The following is a 17002-nucleotide window of genomic DNA, read 5'->3' on the forward strand; positions in this document are numbered from 1 at the left end:
TAACAAGTCATTTTGTTATTTTACTATAGCACGAATCGAGGCGAACGGCTGAATATATTTTCAAAGCAGGCGGAATCGTATATAATGAGGAAATTGAAATTAAACTGAAAAACTGGAGTGTACATGATGAATGCAAATATAAATTCACCCGAAAACGTACCGAGTGGACAAAGCCGTCCTGAAAACCGGGGCCGCCTGCTTGTAAAGTGTCCAGATGGACCGGGGATTGTAGCTGCGCTGTCAAAATTTTTGTTTGAGCAGGGTGCGAATATTATTGAGTCAAGCCAGTATACGAGTGATCCGCAAGGCGGCACTTTTTTTATCCGACTCGAATTTGACTGCGAAGGACTAATGGACAAGCGGGATGCGATGGAAAAAGAATTCTCGTCACTTGCGGAAAACTTTAGTATGGAGTTCCGCTTTGCATACGGAAGCGAGCGGAAGAAAACAGCCATTTTTGTTTCAAAAGAACCGCATGCCCTGCTGGAGCTTTTATGGGAATGGCAAAGCGGCGATCTGCCAACGGATATCGCCTTCGTAGCTGGAAACCACGAAGAAGCCCGGGGGATGGTTGAATCGCTCGGTATTCCGTTCTATCACATCCCGGCAAACAAAGACATTCGCCGGCAGGTGGAAGAGGAACAGTCACGCTTGATTGAAGAGCATAAGGTCGATGTCATCGTACTGGCACGCTACATGCAAATTTTAACACCAGAATTTGTAGAGAAGTATCCGAACAAAATTATTAACATTCATCACTCGTTTCTGCCGGCGTTTATCGGTGCGCGTCCGTACGAGCGTGCGTACAACCGTGGCGTGAAGCTGATCGGTGCGACGTCTCACTATGTAACCAATGATTTAGATGAAGGGCCAATCATTGAACAGGATATTGAACGTGTAGATCACCGCGATCACGTGGCGGATTTGAAAAAAATCGGCCGCTCGATTGAACGGCGTGTTCTGGCACGGGCAGTTAAGTGGCATTTAGAAGACCGTATTATCGTGCACGGCAACAAAACCATCGTGTTTCAATAAGAAAAAGCTGTCCTGTTCAGGGCAGCTTTTTTACATTTACATGCGTACAATCAGGATTGCAGTCAGTGAATAAGAAATATTTCGATTTTTTTTATTTTAGCAGATGAGGATATGCCCAGTTTCTCAGACGTGAAATATGGGAACAAACACGGTAGTATGGACAGAAACATGGGAAGAAAGGGAGATGTGATGTTTGATTCTCTGTTGTTTTATATCATGATCACACTTGTTGTTGGAATCGCGTCTCAATGGACAGCTTGGCGCTATAGGCTTCCGGCGATTGTGGTCATGTCGGTGGCAGGTCTTTTAATTGGCCCGCTGGCCGGCTGGTTTAACCCGAAAGATGTATTTGGCGATTTGTTTGGTCCTATTATCTCCGCTGCGGTTGCCATTATTTTATTTGAAGGCAGCTTAAATCTTGATTTCCGCGAGGTTAAAACGGTTCGGCAGCCGATTCGCAGGATCGTAACATTAGGCGCTTTTATCGCCTGGATCGCCGGCTCGCTGGCTGCGCATTATGTAGCCGGGCTGTCTCTGGCCGTTTCGTTTGTGATTGGCGGTTTGTTTATTGTCACAGGGCCGACTGTTATTCTTCCGCTTCTGCGCCAGGCGAAGCTAAAGCCGCGCACGTCCGCCATATTGAAATGGGAAGGGATCGTTGTAGACCCGTTTGGCGCTCTTCTTGCGCTGTTTGCATTTGAACTTATTAAGTTTTTTACAGGAGAAGAAACAGCCGCTACGTTTATTAGTTTCTTGTTCGGCTCCGTCTTTGCGGTAATACTCGGCGTAGTATTTGGCCTTGGTCTTGGCAAAGCGCTTGAAAAAGGGCTTGTGCCGGAATACTTAAAGTCGCCGTCCGTATTTGTTGTCGTGATCGCCTGCTTTACGATTGCTGATGAAACGATGCATGAAACGGGGCTGCTTGCGGTAACGGCAATGGGGATGGTAATGGCGAACATGCACATTTCTTCTATTAAAGACATGCGCCATTTCAAGGAAAACATTTCTATCCTGCTTATTTCGACCATTTTTATTATGCTGACAGCATCCCTGACAAGAGAAACGCTGATGCAGATTTTTGATTTCCGTATTATTGCTTTCGTACTGATCATGCTGTTTGTCGTTCGCCCGTTGTCGATTTGGCTTTCTACAATCGGGACGGATATGACAAATGGGGAAAAAACGCTGGTCGGCTGGATTGCGCCGCGCGGCATTGTGGCACTTACGGTGTCCGGCTACTTTGCCCAGTCGCTTTTTGAAGCAGGGTATGAGGACGCGTCACTGCTGACACCGCTCACGTTTGCCCTTGTGTTTTCTACCGTTGTGGCCCACGGCTTTTCAATCGGCTGGCTGGCCAGAAAGCTTCATTTGGCTTCAACCGATAAGCCGGGTGTCCTGCTTGTTGGCGGCAATACCTTTACGGCAAAGCTCGGTAAAACATTGCAGGATTTAAATATTCCTGTACTTGTGGCGGACGACTCATGGCAACAGCTTCACGCGGCACGGCAGGCTAATCTGCCGGTTTACCATGGTGAAATTTTATCGGAAAGTACGGAATATCATCTTGAACTGACACCATATGAGTACATGATTGCTGCAACGAGCGATGAGGCGTATAACGCACTCGTCTGCTCCACCTTTGTTCCGGAGATGGGCCGTGTGAATTTGTATCAAATTGCTTCAGGACCGGAGCGGACAGAAACAGCGAAAGAATTCAATAAAACGGTGGGCGGAAAAGTGCTGTTTGATTCATCTGCCCATTATCAGGCGTTAACATCCCGGGCAGCTGATTACGTTTTTCGAAAAACAGAGCTGACGGAACGCTTCGGCTACGACAGCTATTTAAAAGAGCTGGACGAAAATACGCTGCTTTTGTTCCTGGTAAAGCCTTCCGGCAAGCTGGCTTTTTACACACGCGACGCCTCGCCTCGGGGAGAAGCGGGAGATATCGTGGTGAGTTTAATGCCGCCTGTAAAGGAAATAGCGAAAGCAAAAGAAAAAATCGCGGAGCAGCGCCGAGGTCAGTAGGACGAAAAAAGCGGCCTTCACCGGGGCCGCTTTTTTCTGACAGTAAATCAGAGAGAGTATGGAATTGTATTTTATACATTGAGCCGCTTCAAGCGGCTTCATGTGTATAAGTATAAAATATTTTGAAAGTGCTTTCATTACAAAGAACATAAAACCGTATTTTTTTGACACAAAGCAGCAAATTTTTAACGTGAAGGAGAATTTTTAAACAGGAGAAAAAACGGGTCGTTTTCGCGTAAGAATAAGCTGTATTTGTCCCACTTATAACGAAAAGAGGAGCTGCGTTAAAAACAGCTCCTTGAGGAAAAATATGCAGTTAACGTCACGCCGCTTTTAAAGAAAATGTTTTGAGACAGGAGTTTGGAAGTCGTTTTCCAAAGCGGCTGGACAGACGTTACGAAAGGGACAGAGAGTTTTGTTCAAGCATCGAGCCTGTCTCAGCAAGGCGGGTATGCCAGGAGAGCGCTTTTTCAAGCACATGCGGTGTCTGGCCGCCGCGCGATAGTGCTTCCTCATAATAACGCCTCAGCTGCTCTTTATAAGCTGGATGGGCGCAATTTTCAATGATAACGAGCACGCGTTCACGCGGGGCGAGGCCGCGCAGGTCGGCATAGCCTTGTTCTGTAACGATTACATCTACATCATGTTCTGTGTGATCCACGTGTGAAACAAACGGAACGATACTGGAAACTGCACCGCCCTTCGCGGTTGATTTTGTTACAAAAATAGCAGTCCGGCAGTTGCGGGCAAAATCGCCTGATCCGCCAATGCCATTCATCATCTTTGTGCCGAGTACATGGGTGGAGTTTACATTTCCATAAATGTCTGCTTCAAGCGCTGTATTAATTGATAACAAGCCGAGCCGGCGGATCAGCTCGGGATGATTAGAGATTTCCTGTGGACGAAGGACAAGCTTATCCCGGTACCTTGCTAAGTTTAAATAAACATCCTGCATTTTTTCTTCTGAAAGGGTAATTGAACAGCCGGAAGCAAAGCGGATTTTACCGCAGTCAAACAAATCGAATACAGCATCCTGCAGCACCTCTGAGTACACTTCCAAGTTTTCGAATTCCGAGTCAATCAGTCCGTGCATCACTGCATTGGCAACCGAGCCAATACCAGACTGAAGAGGAGCGAGTTCATTGGTCAGGCGTCCTGCTTTCACTTCTTCACGGAAAAAGGCTATTAAGTGGTCTGCCATTTGTGCTGTCTCCTCATCCGGCGGCACAATCGTAGAGGGTGAGTCCTGTGCATTTGTTAAAACGATTCCTTTAATTTTTACGGGATCAACTCGAATACCGATTTCCCCAATTCGCTCGTCTACTGATGTCAGCCCGATCGGTCCGCGTTTTCCCGGATCGTTCGGATTAAAAATATCGTGAAGGCCTTCGAGTTCTGCCGGCTGAGCGGTATTCAGCTCCACAATGACATTCTCCGCCCTGTCAACAAATATAGAGGAATTGCCGACAGAGGTTGCCGGGATAATAAGCCCGTCTTCTACAATAGCGATTGCTTCCACAATCGCATAATCGACTGGTCCGAGAACCCCGCTGCGGATGGATTCGGCCGTATGGGATAAATGCTGGTCCACAAAAAGCAGATGCCCTTCATTGATTTCTTTTCGCATAACTGGGTCTGCCTGAAAGGGCAGGCGTTTATGAATAATCCCGGCTTCTGCCATCATTTTATCTAAGTCAAAGCCGAGAGAGGCACCGGTAAAAATATTGACTTTAAATGGGTCCGTTTTAGCTCGTTCTACAAGAGACATCGGCACGGCTTTTGCATCCCCGGCTCGTGTAAATCCGCTTAACCCCAATGTCATCCCGTCTTCAATCCAGGATGCGGCTTCATCGGCGCTCACAATCCTGTTTCTTAATTCCTCCATGCGAATACGTTCCTTCACTGTGATTCGACCCCCCAGGTTGTTTTGGTAAGTGTAGCAATTTTTGAAAGGGCTTTCATTTTATTTGTAACGAAAAACCGCAAAAAAGACGCGAAGGAGAAATTTCGCGTCATGAAGCAAGTTTGTTAATAGTTGAGCGATTTGCGGAAAGCACTCGTATACGTCTGGGTGACGGGAATTTTAGTGCGGTCTTTCATAATCAGCAAAAAAGTTGAATGCGAGTCCGGCTGAATTTCCTGAATAAAGTTCACATTTACAATATAAGAGCGGTGCACACGGATAAAAGCATCATCCGGCAGCATAAATTCAAGCTCCGTTAAATTGAGTTTATGGTAGCCGCTGCCTGTCCGGGCCTGCACGCGGGTTTTACGTCCTTCAGATTCTAAATACATAACGTCACTGTACGGAATAGGATACCACCGGTCTTCCGCCTTGATCGTTAGTAGATTGCGTGAAATGGGCGATGGCTTGGCCGGATGGATGGTTGTGACGGCACCGGTGAGCACATGATTATTAAAAATCGGCACACTCATCGCATAGTAGGGAATGCCGTATACATCGCTGTCAATATACGTAGACACTTGATGTTTTTCTTCGATAGCTTGCTGGGTAACACTGCCCGGCTTGATCGGGTCGCCTACCCGAATATGCAAATCAATCAGGCGGCTCGGCTGGTAATAAATAAATGTTTCGTGATTTGACACGGCAACAGACGTATTCGGCGGAAAAAATTCTTTCATCACTTCCATTAAGCCGGAAACGGTCAGTTGGTCCATTTGCTCCACCTCTTCACATTGACTATAGTACAATAAGTGTACCATAGAAAAAGGGGGAAGCATGGTGGCAAAAGGAAAAACAAACGCAATGCGGCTGCTTGATGCAGCAGGCATTGAGTATAAGATGCATGAATATGATAACAAAGACGGGAAGATAGATGGGGTGTCCGTTGCCCATAAGATTGGCATTGAACCGGGGCGCGTTTTTAAAACACTGGTTACCGAAGGGGCAGGCGGCTTGTTCGTGTTTGTCGTGCCGGTCGAAGCGGAGCTTGATTTAAAGCGTGCGGCACGCGCAGCAGGTGAGAAAAAAGTTGATATGCTTCCCGTAAAAGAGATTCAGAAACAAACGGGATACATACGGGGAGGCTGTTCGCCGGTAGGAATGAAAAAGCTTTATCCAACTTTTATAGATACACAGGCGGAAGAATTTGAGTCTATTGTCGTGAGTGCGGGCCGGGTCGGAGCGCAAATAGAATTGTCTCCTCGCAGTCTGGCAGAGGCCGTAAACGCTTCCTTCTGTGAAATTGTGAACAGTTCGTGAACGAAGTGTTACCAAATTGTATATAACGAGATTTTTATGCGAATGCCGGTTCTTTTTTGAAAAAAAACGTCGTATACTAGTGCCATCAAAGAAACAGGAGTTGACCCATAACCATGATGGTCGTTGAAAATCTTCTTGATGTGAAAAGCTATTTTGCCGAAGAAGTAAAAGAGAACTATGTTGTACAGTATGAAAAAATGGCCAAGTCAGGTGCATTTTTCAAAGAGGGCGGATGGCATGAACTCGAAGAAGAAACAGCGGAATGTGTAAAAATATTGTGCCAGACAGGAGACGCGTGCTCCGTTACTCGAGTGAAAGAATATCCCATAAACGCTGAGGCCACTGTGGATGCCGTTTTAGCGCGTATCCGTGAAGCACACAGCGATATATTTAAAGGATAATATAGATAAATAAATCGGTTTCCCTGTGAGGGAAGCCGTTTTTTTTATAAAAAAAGCAGCCTGGCAGAGGCTGCTTTACTGATAGTGAAAAAAAGCACCGATCTTCTCGTCGACCAAAGGTGTTTCATGCAGGCCGCTATGATCAACGGTTGTGTCATAGAGGATGTCGAGCTGATATTGGTCTTTTGGAACAATGGCTTTTAAGCTGAGTGCACTTTGAAGCAGCGTTACCTGATCACCGGTTCCGGCAATGTTTAATACTTGTGTTTCCTTTGGGAACTGAGCATGGTTGGCAGTGATTTGAGCAAGAGCCGGCGAACCGGGCATAAGATCGTATACCGCCTCACCTTCGTTTTGCGTAAACCATCGTCCGCCGGCTACGCCGTTAAAGGGGCTGCCAATCGTGACTAATTGGTCAACTGCCGGATGAAGCGCAGGGTCATATAAATCCTGTAGAAATTTTACCGATACAATGCCGCCCATTGAATGGCCGACTACCTTTATATGTTCAATACCGTATTCCTTCTTCAGTACCTGCATAGCCGCAGCTACTGCACGTGATGTATCCTCAAAGGAAGCCCGGTTGTTTTCCATAATTAATTGAATAAGCGCAGGCCGTTCTGTAGAAAAAGGACTTTCCCGGACGAGAAGCCTGCCAGTACGCGTGACATTCATGGTCAGTGCCCGCTCTCCCCAGCCTCTTTGCTCAAACCGGGCAATCATCGTATTAAAGGAGCGCGCGGTTCCTTTAAAGCCATGAACAAACAAAACCGGGTCGGTGAATTGGCTGTCTGATACTGCATGATCGCTTTTTTCAAGCGTTAAAAAGCTGGCGTAAATTAAAAGAGCCGCTGCTAAAAACAGTCCATACTTCCGCATAAACGGTCACTTCGCTTCCTTCAAAAGTAGTAATCCTTATTATATATAATTTCGACAGAAAGATACATAGCGGGATATAATGGAATTTAAAGGGGGAGATGGTCCTGAAAGAATGGGTCGGTCAATGTATCGTATGCGGCAAGGATATTTATTGTCTGGACGGATTTTTAAATGGGGTAAAAGAACAAGGAGAGCTGTTTTGCTTCGATTGTGAAGGGCAGGACGAATAAACGGTTATTCGTCCCCGTTTCTTTTCACATAATTCTGGAAATGCTCTTCTGCTTCGGCTGCATCGTATGTGCTGAAAAGCCGGTAATCTTCGGCATCCAGCACGCGATAGTGGCCGCTGATGACATTTTGCTGAAGACGGATACCTTTTTGACTGTTTAACTCACGCCACCAAACGCGGCCGCCCATCGTTTTTTCCTGGCCATTTGGCCGTGAGATCGTTTTGTGCGCAGCAAGCTCGGCTATTTCAACCGGGTCACCGCCGAGCGCAGACTGAAGGATATCGCTGTCCCGAAACAGCGCACATACCGCTGCCGCTGTTGTCCAGCCGGCAGTAGAGCGTTCTTTTTCAATTTGCACAAGTGTTTTTTTAGACAAGCCGATTACATCGGCCATTTTATCCTGTGTGTATCCGCGTTCTGTGCGGATCAGCTTTAATTTAAAAGAAACTATAGCTGTTATCGCTTCTTTGTTCACCGAACATCACTCCTTACGTGTAATTTTACACTTGGTTCGTACAGAAGTAAAAAAGAAAACCCCTTTCGTTTAAAAAGGGGTTTTCTTTTTATTATCCGGCCCGCATGCTAAAAATAAAAACTGCCTCCAAAGAGACAGCTGTGTTGTATTAATCAATTTCTTTTCCAGCCGCTTCACGGATTTCTGTTCTTTTTTGATAAAGATTAGACAGAATCGTTTTGATAACTCCGTAAAACGGAATGGCTAGAATAACGCCCCAGATGCCCGCGATGTTTCCTGCCGCCAAAATAACCGTAATAACGGTAAGCGGATGAACATCAAGCGCTTTGCCCATTACGTTTGGTGAAATAAAGTTGCTTTCAATCTGCTGGGCGATGAGCATAATAATCGCTACGTACAAGGCCATCTGCGGCTCCTGTAGAAGAGCAATAAACATAGCTGGCACAACGGCCAAGTAAGGGCCGAGGAACGGAATCACATTTGTCATCATGCCGAACAGCGCAAGCAGCAGGGCATAATTCAAATCGATAATTAAGTATCCAATTAGGAGCATCACACCGACAAGGAAGCTGACCAACAGCTGTCCTTGAATGTAAGAGCGAAGCGTCACATCCAAGTCATGGAGTGTTTTGCGGATCCATGTTCTTCGTTCTCCGCTGAAAAAGCCGGCAACAAACGGTGCAAACTTTTCATGATCCTTCAGCATATATACAAGGAAGAATGGCGCCAGGATTAAAAGGAATAAGGCTTGGAAAAAGTTTTGAAGAAACGTTAACAGCCAGGAGCCGAATCCAACAGTCCATTCATTTAGATTGTTAGAAACATTGGTGATCGTACTTTCGACAGATTCCTGCGCTTGGGGCGGCAGGTCATCCCGGTGACTGAGCAGGTAATCCCCCCATTTTTCGCCTTCCTCGATCATTTGCGGTGTGTTTTTTGCTAAAGAACCGGCCTGTTCACCGATAACGGGCGCGATCATCGCGTAAATCAGCCAGAATACGGCCGCGACCACAACAAGCACGAATGTGATAGAAGCCCAGCGCGGCAGCTTTCTTGCTTCAAGAAAGTGGAGGAGCGGCCTTGTTAAATAAAAAAGCACCCCGCCAATTAAAAGAGGCAGAAAAATCGTTTTGGCGATAATAATAAGAGGATTAAAGACATCATGAATTTGCTGAAACATAAAAATAATCAGCATCGCCAGTAAAATACCAATTCCTGTTTGAAACCAAAGTTTGTTTGTCAAAAAGAGACACTTCCTTTCTAGGCAACATATATCATTACCCGATTATACGAAAAAAAAGCCGGTAAGTTCCGGCTTTTTTTAAAATAAAGGTACGCAGTGCCTGCAATAGTCCGCTAATCAATCAGCTTATTCCTTTTTCAACTCCACAATTCGGCATATGTAAGAAAAGGCCTGAACATTGGTTACGCTTACAAGTTTTGCGCTGTACAACTACCAGTATTTTTCCGGATTCCGAACTATTTTCATGTTAAAATAGGAAAGAATGAAATTAAAAAGAAGGTGACCCGAATGATTACAAGCATCGCAACGGATATGGACGGAACGCTATTAAACGGGAACATGGAAGTGAGTGAAGAAAACCGAGCCGCCATGAAAAAAGCGCAGGAGCTTGGGATCGAAGTCATTGTTGCAACAGGGCGTTCTTACAAAGAAGCCCGCTTTGCACTAGAAGGAACCGGGATCGAGTGCCCGATTATTGCAGTGAACGGAGCGGAAGTGCGGGATGCAAAAGGTGAAATCGTTCAATTTACGGCGATTGAAGATGATTTGGCATACGATTTATACCGCCGCTTAAAAGATGTCGGCGTTTATTTCGAAGTGTATACGAATCAGGCAACGTACACAGATGATGCAGAAAAAGCGGTAGAGCTGTTGATTGATATTGTTCTTTCCGCACATCCAGACGCAAATGTAGAAGACATTCGTGAACGCGCCAAGCTGCGGATCGAGCACGGCCTTGCTAAACAAGTGAATGATTACGAAGAAATCATTCGTGACACGAGCCAGCACATTTATAAGTTTTTCGTGTTTTCAACAGACCGCCAGCTGCTGCAGCGGGCGGCGGACCGTCTCGATGGAATTGGCGGAATAGCTGTCAGCTCATCTGGGAACGAAAACCTTGAAATTACCAATGACCAGGCGCAAAAAGGCATTACGCTTGAGGATTATCTGACTTCTAAAGGACTCTCGCTCGAAGATGCGCTCGCTGTGGGAGACAACTATAATGACTTGTCTATGCTTGAGAGAGTCGGATATTCATATGCAATGGGCAACGCAGACGCCAATATTAAAAAAGCAGCCCGGTTTGAGACGTCCCGCAATGAAGAAAGCGGAGTAGCCAGGGCGATTGAAGATGCACTGGAACGAAGCGCGGTCAAATGATAAAATAATTCATACAATTCGCAATAAGAAGGAGAATTCACCGTGTCTAAAGTATCAGTAGAAGAAATCGTCGTGGCAAACCAGGTGCTTAAAGACGTGGTTACCAAGACACCGCTTCAAAAAAATGAACTTTTATCAGCCCGTTACGGCTGTAACGTGTATTTAAAGCGTGAAGATTTACAGATTGTCCGCTCCTTTAAGCTGCGCGGCGCGTATAACTTTATCCGGAGCTTGACGGAGGAAGAGCGGGCAAAAGGCGTAGTATGTGCAAGTGCCGGCAACCATGCGCAGGGCGTTGCGTATTCCTGCCTTGCCCTCGGCATTGAAGGAAAGATCTTTATGCCGTCCACAACACCGCGTCAAAAAGTATCGCAGGTGAAACGGTTCGGTGGAGATAAAGTATCGGTTGTGCTGACAGGAGATACGTTCGATGATTCGTATGCTGCAGCAATGGCCTACTGCACAGAAGAAGAAAAGATGTTTGTTCATCCGTTCGACGATTACCGGACGATTGCCGGGCAGGGAACCGTGGCGGTTGAAATCTTGAACGATATGCAAGAACCCATTGATTACATGTTTTGTTCCATTGGCGGGGGCGGTCTCGCAGCCGGTGTCGGCTCATATTTAAAAGGCATCAGCCCATCCACGAAGCTGATTGGCGTTGAGCCGGCGGGAGCAGCTGGCATGAAAGCTTCCTTGAACAGCGGACAGGTAACCCGTCTGGACACGATCGATCCGTTTGTCGACGGGGCGGCCGTTAAACAAGTCGGTGACCTGACAATGGATATTTGCATGGATGTGCTCGACGGTATTTCCGTTATTCCGGAAGGCAAAGTGTGTACGACGATCTTGCAGCTGTATAATGAAAATGCAGTCGTAGCAGAGCCGGCAGGAGCGCTGTCTGTTGCTGCCCTTGATTTTTATAAAGACGAGATTAAAGGAAAGAACGTGGTTTGTGTGATCAGCGGCGGCAATAACGATATTGAGCGCATGCAGGAGATCAAAGAACGTTCGCTCATTTATGAAGGGTTAAAGCATTACTTTATTGTCACTTTCCCGCAGCGTGCCGGGGCACTCCGCAAGTTTATGGCTCAGGTGCTGGGAGAACACGATGATATTACCCGCTTTGAATATACAAAGCGGACCAATCGTGATGAAGGACCTGTTCTAGTTGGTATTGAGCTGAAACATAAAGAAGACTATGCGCCGCTTGTTAAGCGGATGGAGGAAAATGGCTTCCCTTATATGGAAATTAATAGTGATCCTCTCTTGTTTAACCTGCTTATTTAAACGAGTATTAAAAAAGCTGATCTGCAAACGCAGATCAGCTTTTTATTTCGGTTACTTTGTCTTTTTCATCGAATGTGTATGTCCAGAAATGCTCGTAGTTAAACCGGTCATGCAGCTCGCTTCCTTCTTCGGCGACGCTTGCTTCCAGATCTTTAAGCATCCAGATGGTCTGGGAAATATGAGCTTTCATGGCTTCTAGTTTTTTATCATACACGTGCCGGATGTCGTAACGGATATCAGCCGGCCCGATTTCTTCAAGCGTGTTATTCGCAAAGGCCACACAGTGAAGCTTCGGCCGTTTGCTCGCTTCCATCGCGCGCACCGCCCGTACAACCGCGCGTGCGGTTGCTTCATGGTCCGGGTGAACAGAGTAGCCTGGATAAAATGTAATAATCAGGGAAGGATTCAGCTCATCAATCAAATCCGTGACGAGGTTCATCATTTTTTGATCATCTTCAAACTCTAACGTTTTATCACGAAGGCCCATCATGCGCAAATCTTGAATGCCGATGGCTTCGGCTGCTTTTTGCAGCTCGGCCTTGCGGACATCTGGAAGAGACTCGCGATTAGCAAAAGGAGGATTGCCAAGGTTGCGGCCCATTTCGCCGAGTGTTAAGCAGGCATAAGTGACTGGTGTTTTTCGTCCAGTATGAACAGCGATCGTACCGGATACACCAAATGCCTCATCATCCGGGTGAGGAAAGATGACAAGGACGTGGCGCTCCTGTTCAATTTCCATTGTTTTGGTCATCGTCTTCAGTCCTTTCGTTACTTAAACGGCGTCGTGCCCAGCTGCAGAGCGACTGCCAGTTTTCCATCAAAATCATGTCCAGCCATCAGTAAGTGCCCATTTTCATCAAACCCATAATGAGTTAATCCTTCTGCGTAGACCCAGCCAATTGCAAGCTTCAGCCCAACACGAAACGGCCCATCGCCGACAATTTTGCCATGTTCATATGTAAGCTTCGCATTGCGGATATACGCACCCGCAGAGAAAAACTTTTCATTAAAATGTGATGCATAAGCACCGTTTGTCGTTTCCATGTGAAGGTATACTTCCTGGCCGGCAAACGTATTAATAAGCTCCTGTACCTTTTCAGGTAAAATCGGTTCCATGCCCGTTGCCCTCCCGTCGAATTTCGTTCTTGCCCTATTGTACTAAAAAATACTTCGAATGGCGAAAATCCCGCTTTTTCAGTATGATAAAAAAAGAAATATAATAGATAGAGGTGGTACATATGCTGAAAAATATTATTCGTGAACGCCGTTCCATCAAGAAATTTAACGGCAAGCCTGTAGCGCTGTCCGATGTTACAGCTGTATTAGAGGATGCAGTGTGGGCGCCGAATCATGGCTGCCGCGAGCCATGGCGTTTTGTTGTTGCAGCTGAAGAGGGACTCCAGGCGATGCGGGAAACGCTGAAAGAATGCACAATCCCAAAATGGAATTTGCTTCCGGAAGAAGAGCTGAAGAAAAAAACAGCCGGTTTTGCACTGCCTGGCGCTTTTGTATTTGTCATTGTGCCGGAGGATCCGCGCCAAAAAGAACGGCTGGAAGATTTCTCGGCTGCAAGCGCCCTTATTCAAAACGCCCAGCTGCTTGCCTGGGAGCAGGGCATCGGCACATGCTGGAAAACACCAGCCTGGCTGGATGCGCCAAAGTTTCGTGAAACGCTTGGTGTAAAGCCGGGCGAGCGGATTTTGGCTTTGCTGCAATTCGGCTATTACGACGAATTGCCGCAGGCAAGAGAACGGACGCCGGTCCAAGAGAAAATTACGTATTTTAAATAAAAAGAAAATCCCGTCCAAGCAGGCGGGATTTTCTTATGTGTTATTTATGGTTGTAAGCACCGTGCATAACAGGGCCGACATACTCGTTCAGTTTCCAGCCGTGTTTAATCGCTGCATTTACGAAATCCTTCGCATTATGGACTGCTGTTTTTACGTCCTGCCCGTTTGCCAGGTTGGCCGTAATAGCAGCCGCAAACGTACAGCCTGCACCATGATTGTAAGTGGTGTTATGCTTTTCACCTTCTAGCAGCTCAAATTCATTGCCATCGTAGAAAAGGTCAACCGCTTTTTCGCTTTGCAGCTGCTTGCCGCCTTTAACGACTACGTTTTTTGCACCAAGCGCATGGATTTTTTGAGCCGCTTCTTTCATATCATCAATCGTGCGGATCGGGCCGACACCAGAAAGCTGCCATGCTTCAAACAAGTTTGGTGTAACAACGGTCGCAAGCGGAAGAAGAGAGTCGCGTGTTGCTTCGGCTGCTTCTGGATTCAACACTTCATCTTCGCCTTTGCAGACCATAACCGGGTCGATGACGACTTTTTGAATATCGTTCTCTTTAATAGAAGCTGCTGCCGTTTCGATAATTTCAGGCGTAGCAAGCATTCCTGTTTTCAGCGCATCAATGCCAGTGGACATGGCTGTTTTTAACTGAGCCTGAAGCGTGTCGATTGCCAGTGGAAACACGCCGTGGTTCCAGCCGTTATCGGGGTCCATTGTGACAATTGTCGTAAGGGCTGTCATGCCATATGTGCCGTGCTCCTGGAAGGTCTTCAAGTCGGCTTGGATGCCAGCGCCGCCGCTTGTATCTGATCCTGCAATGGTTAATGTTTTTTTCATGATGCAATTCCTCCTTTTTAACACTTCTTTTAGTTTAAGAAACAATAGGGAAATGTACAAGAAAAAACGCCCTTTTTAAAGGACGCTTTGATCGTTGGAATTGGCCGAACTTCGGTCCTCCGGATTTTTATCTGTCGCAACGACGGCAATAAGCCCCCGGTCAAGCTGTTCTTCATACTCGGCTGCTTCGGATTCGCTCATTCCGAGGCTGTGGAGCTTCGAACGCAGCTCGTCCCCGCGGTTTTTAAATACATTGCCGACTGTGCCGGATAAGCCCTGCTCCTTGAAGCCGACTGAGCCGCTGTTGGTCGCATCAGTTAACTGTTTAGATTCATCTTTATCGTGGGCAAACACATAAATCGCTTCTTTGGAAAATCCATCTTGTGAAAAAGCCGTTACGGCACTGGCCGCTTCTGTATGGTTTCGAACAATTTTCGCGGTATACACAGAAAGACCTCCTCGTATTTTCACGTTCGCTTTGTTATACCCGCCCGCTTTATTTTTAAACAGCGGCTCATTCCTTTATAATGAAGAAGGAGGTGAGCCGCATGAATAAAAAAATCTTAACAAATGACTGGGCACCGCTGCTTGAAGGTGAATTTGAAAAACCTTATTACCAGGAGCTGCGGTCATTCTTAAAAGAAGAATACAGTACACAGGTGATTCATCCTGATATGGATGATATTTTTAATGCCCTTCATTTTACGCCGTACCAAAATGTAAAGGTCGTCATTCTTGGCCAGGACCCGTATCATGGACCAAACCAGGCGCACGGCTTAAGCTTTTCGGTTCAGCCTGGCATTAAACCGCCGCCATCCTTAAAAAATATGTATAAGGAATTGAAGGAAGATATTGGATGCGAGATACCGAATCATGGATATTTAAAACAATGGACAGATGAAGGTGTTCTCCTGTTAAACACTGTTTTAACTGTACGAGAGGGAAAAGCAAATTCTCATCGGAGCAAGGGGTGGGAAACGTTTACGGATCAGGTAATCAGACTTATCAGCGAGCGGGAGAAGCCGGTTGTATTTTTACTTTGGGGAAGACCGGCACAAAGCAAAAAAGCCTTAATCGACATAAACAGGCATGTTATTATTGAATCGCCTCATCCAAGTCCATTATCAGCATCACGCGGATTTTTCGGAAGCCGGCCATTCTCCAAGGCAAATGAAGCGCTCGCTTCTATGGGAGAAAGCCCGATTAATTGGTGCCTCGATTCAAACGTATAAAGAACAAAGAAAGCAAAAAAGCAGGCTGTCTGGAAGCGTCTGTTCTTTTATAAGCAAAGTCTTGGACTATGCAGCCCAGCCTTTTTCAGGTTATCTGCTTTAAAAAAACGTGCGTATATTTCTAGCAGCCTGATGTTTCACGTGAAACGGGGAAGGGACGTGTTGAAAGCGGAACCGAATTGTATGAAATGCCGGCATTTTTTTGTCACATGGGATGCGCAGGCTCCTCGTGGCTGCCGGGCATTTGGATTTAAAACAAAGCAGATGCCGTCTGTGGTTGTAAAACGGTCATCAGGCCATCCATGTTTTCAATTTTCTCCGAAAGAAGGTGTTAAAAAGTGAATGTATCCCATGAGAAAGTGCTGCAGAAAATGGAGCAGGAAATAGCTGCAGCAAGAAACGCCGGTCCAGGAGAAATGGAACGGCATATTTATGCGATCAAATCGATGTGCGACTTGCTTATTGGAGCTGGAATGGACATGCCTGCGCCGAAGCAGGCTTCTGTTGTGCCAGCCGTCATGCCGCCGCCAGTCCAGGAGCCTGTGCAGATTGTTGGCCAGAAAGAGCGGATCGCGACAGAAGACGGTTCAAATGGCGATTCAATTTTTGATTTTTAAAGGAGCAGAATCATGAAATTATTTATTATTTTAGGGGCGATCCATGCCTTTTTAGCGGTTGCGCTTGGCGCCTTTGGTTCCCACGGGCTTGAAGGAAAAGTAGAAGCGAAGTACTTAGACATTTGGAAAACAGCGGTTCAATACCAAATGTTTCATGCGCTCGGTTTAATAATCGTCGGCTTTTTAATGGGGCAGTTTGCGGGCAGCTCTGCACTGAACTGGTCAGGCTGGCTTATGTTTGCAGGAATCATGCTGTTTTCCGGCAGCTTATTTGTGTTAGTTCTTACAGGTATCAGCAAGCTTGGTGCGATTACGCCGATTGGCGGCGTGGCATTTCTTGCTGCCTGGGTACTGCTTATTGTAGCGGCCGTTAAAAATATGTAGGAAAAAAGCGGCCTCCATGCCGCTTTTTTCAAGCTGTCCTCAATCGCCTGCTTTCGGCATCACTTGCCGGCTGTAAATGCTCATGACTTTCACACAAGAGGTCACTTCGCTTCCGGGCAGGCGGCCCTCCTGGATGAGCAGACGTTTTCTAATCAGCCTGTTTTCTTGCTTTGTCT

21 protein-coding genes are annotated in these 17002 nt (G+C 46.4%); 12 read left to right on the plus strand and 9 right to left on the minus strand.

Annotated elements, in window-relative coordinates:
• Window positions 1-126 precede the first annotated feature (126 nt).
• Window positions 127-1035, plus strand: a complete 909-nt coding sequence (gene purU / locus M3221_RS10125) for a formyltetrahydrofolate deformylase (RefSeq protein ID WP_242232699.1) — start codon at window positions 127-129, stop codon at window positions 1033-1035.
• 189 nt (window positions 1036-1224) lie between these two features.
• Entirely contained in the window at window positions 1225-3063 is a 1839-nt protein-coding gene (locus tag M3221_RS10130; protein WP_251271772.1) for a cation:proton antiporter, read from the plus strand.
• A gap of 394 nt (window positions 3064-3457) precedes the next feature.
• Here M3221_RS10130 and M3221_RS10135 read toward each other — a convergent pair whose 3' ends face one another.
• Together M3221_RS10135 and M3221_RS10140 are read right to left on the minus strand one after the other, a co-directional pair.
• The gene (locus tag M3221_RS10135) at window positions 3458-4948 is read right to left on the minus strand and encodes an acetyl-CoA hydrolase/transferase family protein (RefSeq protein WP_251271774.1); all 1491 of its coding nucleotides are present in this window, start codon (window positions 4946-4948) and stop codon (window positions 3458-3460) included.
• Window positions 4949-5091: 143 nt separating this feature from the next.
• Complete coding sequence (locus M3221_RS10140) at window positions 5092-5742, minus strand: LytTR family DNA-binding domain-containing protein (RefSeq protein WP_251271497.1); 651 nt, start codon at window positions 5740-5742, stop codon at window positions 5092-5094.
• Between the two features lie 64 nt (window positions 5743-5806).
• On the opposite strand from M3221_RS10140, the gene ybaK reads away from it, so the two are divergent.
• Window positions 5807-6286, plus strand: a complete 480-nt coding sequence (ybaK, locus tag M3221_RS10145; RefSeq protein ID WP_251271499.1) for a Cys-tRNA(Pro) deacylase — start codon at window positions 5807-5809, stop codon at window positions 6284-6286.
• 113 nt (window positions 6287-6399) lie between these two features.
• On the plus strand, window positions 6400-6687 hold the full coding sequence (locus M3221_RS10150; RefSeq protein WP_251271501.1) for a hypothetical protein: 288 nt from the start codon (window positions 6400-6402) through the stop codon (window positions 6685-6687).
• A 75-nt stretch (window positions 6688-6762) separates the two neighbouring features.
• On the opposite strand, the gene M3221_RS10155 is transcribed toward M3221_RS10150, so the two are convergent.
• Window positions 6763-7566, minus strand: coding sequence for an alpha/beta fold hydrolase (locus M3221_RS10155; RefSeq protein ID WP_251271503.1), 804 nt, complete (start codon window positions 7564-7566; stop codon window positions 6763-6765).
• 98 nt (window positions 7567-7664) lie between these two features.
• On the opposite strand from M3221_RS10155, the gene M3221_RS26285 reads away from it, so the two are divergent.
• A complete protein-coding gene (locus M3221_RS26285) occupies window positions 7665-7796 on the plus strand; it encodes a hypothetical protein (protein ID WP_285880104.1) in 132 nt (43 codons plus the stop codon).
• A gap of 4 nt (window positions 7797-7800) precedes the next feature.
• On the opposite strand, the gene M3221_RS10160 is transcribed toward M3221_RS26285, so the two are convergent.
• Window positions 7801-8271 (minus strand): helix-turn-helix transcriptional regulator, encoded by a 471-nt coding sequence (locus tag M3221_RS10160; RefSeq protein ID WP_251271505.1) that lies wholly within the window; start codon window positions 8269-8271, stop codon window positions 7801-7803.
• Between the two features lie 148 nt (window positions 8272-8419).
• The gene (locus M3221_RS10165; RefSeq protein ID WP_251271507.1) at window positions 8420-9514 is read right to left on the minus strand and encodes an AI-2E family transporter; all 1095 of its coding nucleotides are present in this window, start codon (window positions 9512-9514) and stop codon (window positions 8420-8422) included.
• A gap of 288 nt (window positions 9515-9802) precedes the next feature.
• On the opposite strand from M3221_RS10165, the gene M3221_RS10170 reads away from it, so the two are divergent.
• Both M3221_RS10170 and ilvA read left to right on the plus strand, forming a co-directional pair.
• Window positions 9803-10675: an HAD family hydrolase gene (locus tag M3221_RS10170; RefSeq protein WP_251271509.1), complete on the plus strand. Its 873-nt coding sequence runs from the start codon at window positions 9803-9805 to the stop codon at window positions 10673-10675.
• Window positions 10676-10717: 42 nt separating this feature from the next.
• Window positions 10718-11965 (plus strand): threonine ammonia-lyase IlvA, encoded by a 1248-nt coding sequence (gene ilvA / locus M3221_RS10175; RefSeq protein ID WP_251271511.1) that lies wholly within the window; start codon window positions 10718-10720, stop codon window positions 11963-11965.
• A 34-nt stretch (window positions 11966-11999) separates the two neighbouring features.
• On the opposite strand, the gene bshB2 is transcribed toward ilvA, so the two are convergent.
• On the minus strand, window positions 12000-12716 hold the full coding sequence (bshB2, locus tag M3221_RS10180) for a bacillithiol biosynthesis deacetylase BshB2 (protein ID WP_251271513.1): 717 nt from the start codon (window positions 12714-12716) through the stop codon (window positions 12000-12002).
• Window positions 12717-12733: 17 nt separating this feature from the next.
• Window positions 12734-13081, minus strand: coding sequence for a YojF family protein (locus M3221_RS10185; protein WP_242232711.1), 348 nt, complete (start codon window positions 13079-13081; stop codon window positions 12734-12736).
• Window positions 13082-13203: 122 nt separating this feature from the next.
• Between M3221_RS10185 and M3221_RS10190 the strand changes: the two genes are divergently transcribed.
• Window positions 13204-13755 (plus strand): nitroreductase family protein, encoded by a 552-nt coding sequence (locus tag M3221_RS10190; protein ID WP_251271515.1) that lies wholly within the window; start codon window positions 13204-13206, stop codon window positions 13753-13755.
• Between the two features lie 40 nt (window positions 13756-13795).
• On the opposite strand, the gene pdxK is transcribed toward M3221_RS10190, so the two are convergent.
• Both pdxK and M3221_RS10200 read right to left on the minus strand, forming a co-directional pair.
• Window positions 13796-14593, minus strand: coding sequence for a pyridoxine/pyridoxal/pyridoxamine kinase (pdxK, locus tag M3221_RS10195; protein ID WP_251271517.1), 798 nt, complete (start codon window positions 14591-14593; stop codon window positions 13796-13798).
• 75 nt (window positions 14594-14668) lie between these two features.
• Window positions 14669-15040, minus strand: a complete 372-nt coding sequence (locus M3221_RS10200) for a YflT domain-containing protein (protein ID WP_251271519.1) — start codon at window positions 15038-15040, stop codon at window positions 14669-14671.
• Between the two features lie 101 nt (window positions 15041-15141).
• Here M3221_RS10200 and M3221_RS10205 point away from each other — a divergent pair, with 101 nt between their 5' ends.
• The 4 genes from M3221_RS10205 to M3221_RS10220 all read left to right on the plus strand — a co-directional run bounded on the left by M3221_RS10205 (window position 15142) and on the right by M3221_RS10220 (window position 16826).
• Window positions 15142-15825, plus strand: coding sequence for a uracil-DNA glycosylase (locus M3221_RS10205; RefSeq protein ID WP_251271521.1), 684 nt, complete (start codon window positions 15142-15144; stop codon window positions 15823-15825).
• A gap of 132 nt (window positions 15826-15957) precedes the next feature.
• Window positions 15958-16167: a uracil-DNA glycosylase gene (locus M3221_RS10210; protein WP_251271523.1), complete on the plus strand. Its 210-nt coding sequence runs from the start codon at window positions 15958-15960 to the stop codon at window positions 16165-16167.
• Window positions 16164-16442 (plus strand): YwdI family protein, encoded by a 279-nt coding sequence (locus M3221_RS10215; RefSeq protein WP_251271525.1) that lies wholly within the window; start codon window positions 16164-16166, stop codon window positions 16440-16442. The genes M3221_RS10210 and M3221_RS10215 overlap by 4 nt, the downstream gene beginning before the upstream one ends.
• Before the next feature lie 12 nt (window positions 16443-16454).
• Window positions 16455-16826 carry a DUF423 domain-containing protein gene (locus tag M3221_RS10220; RefSeq protein WP_251271527.1) on the plus strand — a complete coding sequence of 124 codons (372 nt, stop codon included), beginning with the start codon at window positions 16455-16457 and terminating at the stop codon, window positions 16824-16826.
• Window positions 16827-17002: the final 176 nt, after the last annotated feature.

Origin of the sequence: Domibacillus indicus (genome assembly GCF_023715895.1) — a bacterium.
Classification (GTDB): Bacteria; Bacillota; Bacilli; order Bacillales; family Domibacillaceae; genus Domibacillus; species Domibacillus indicus_A.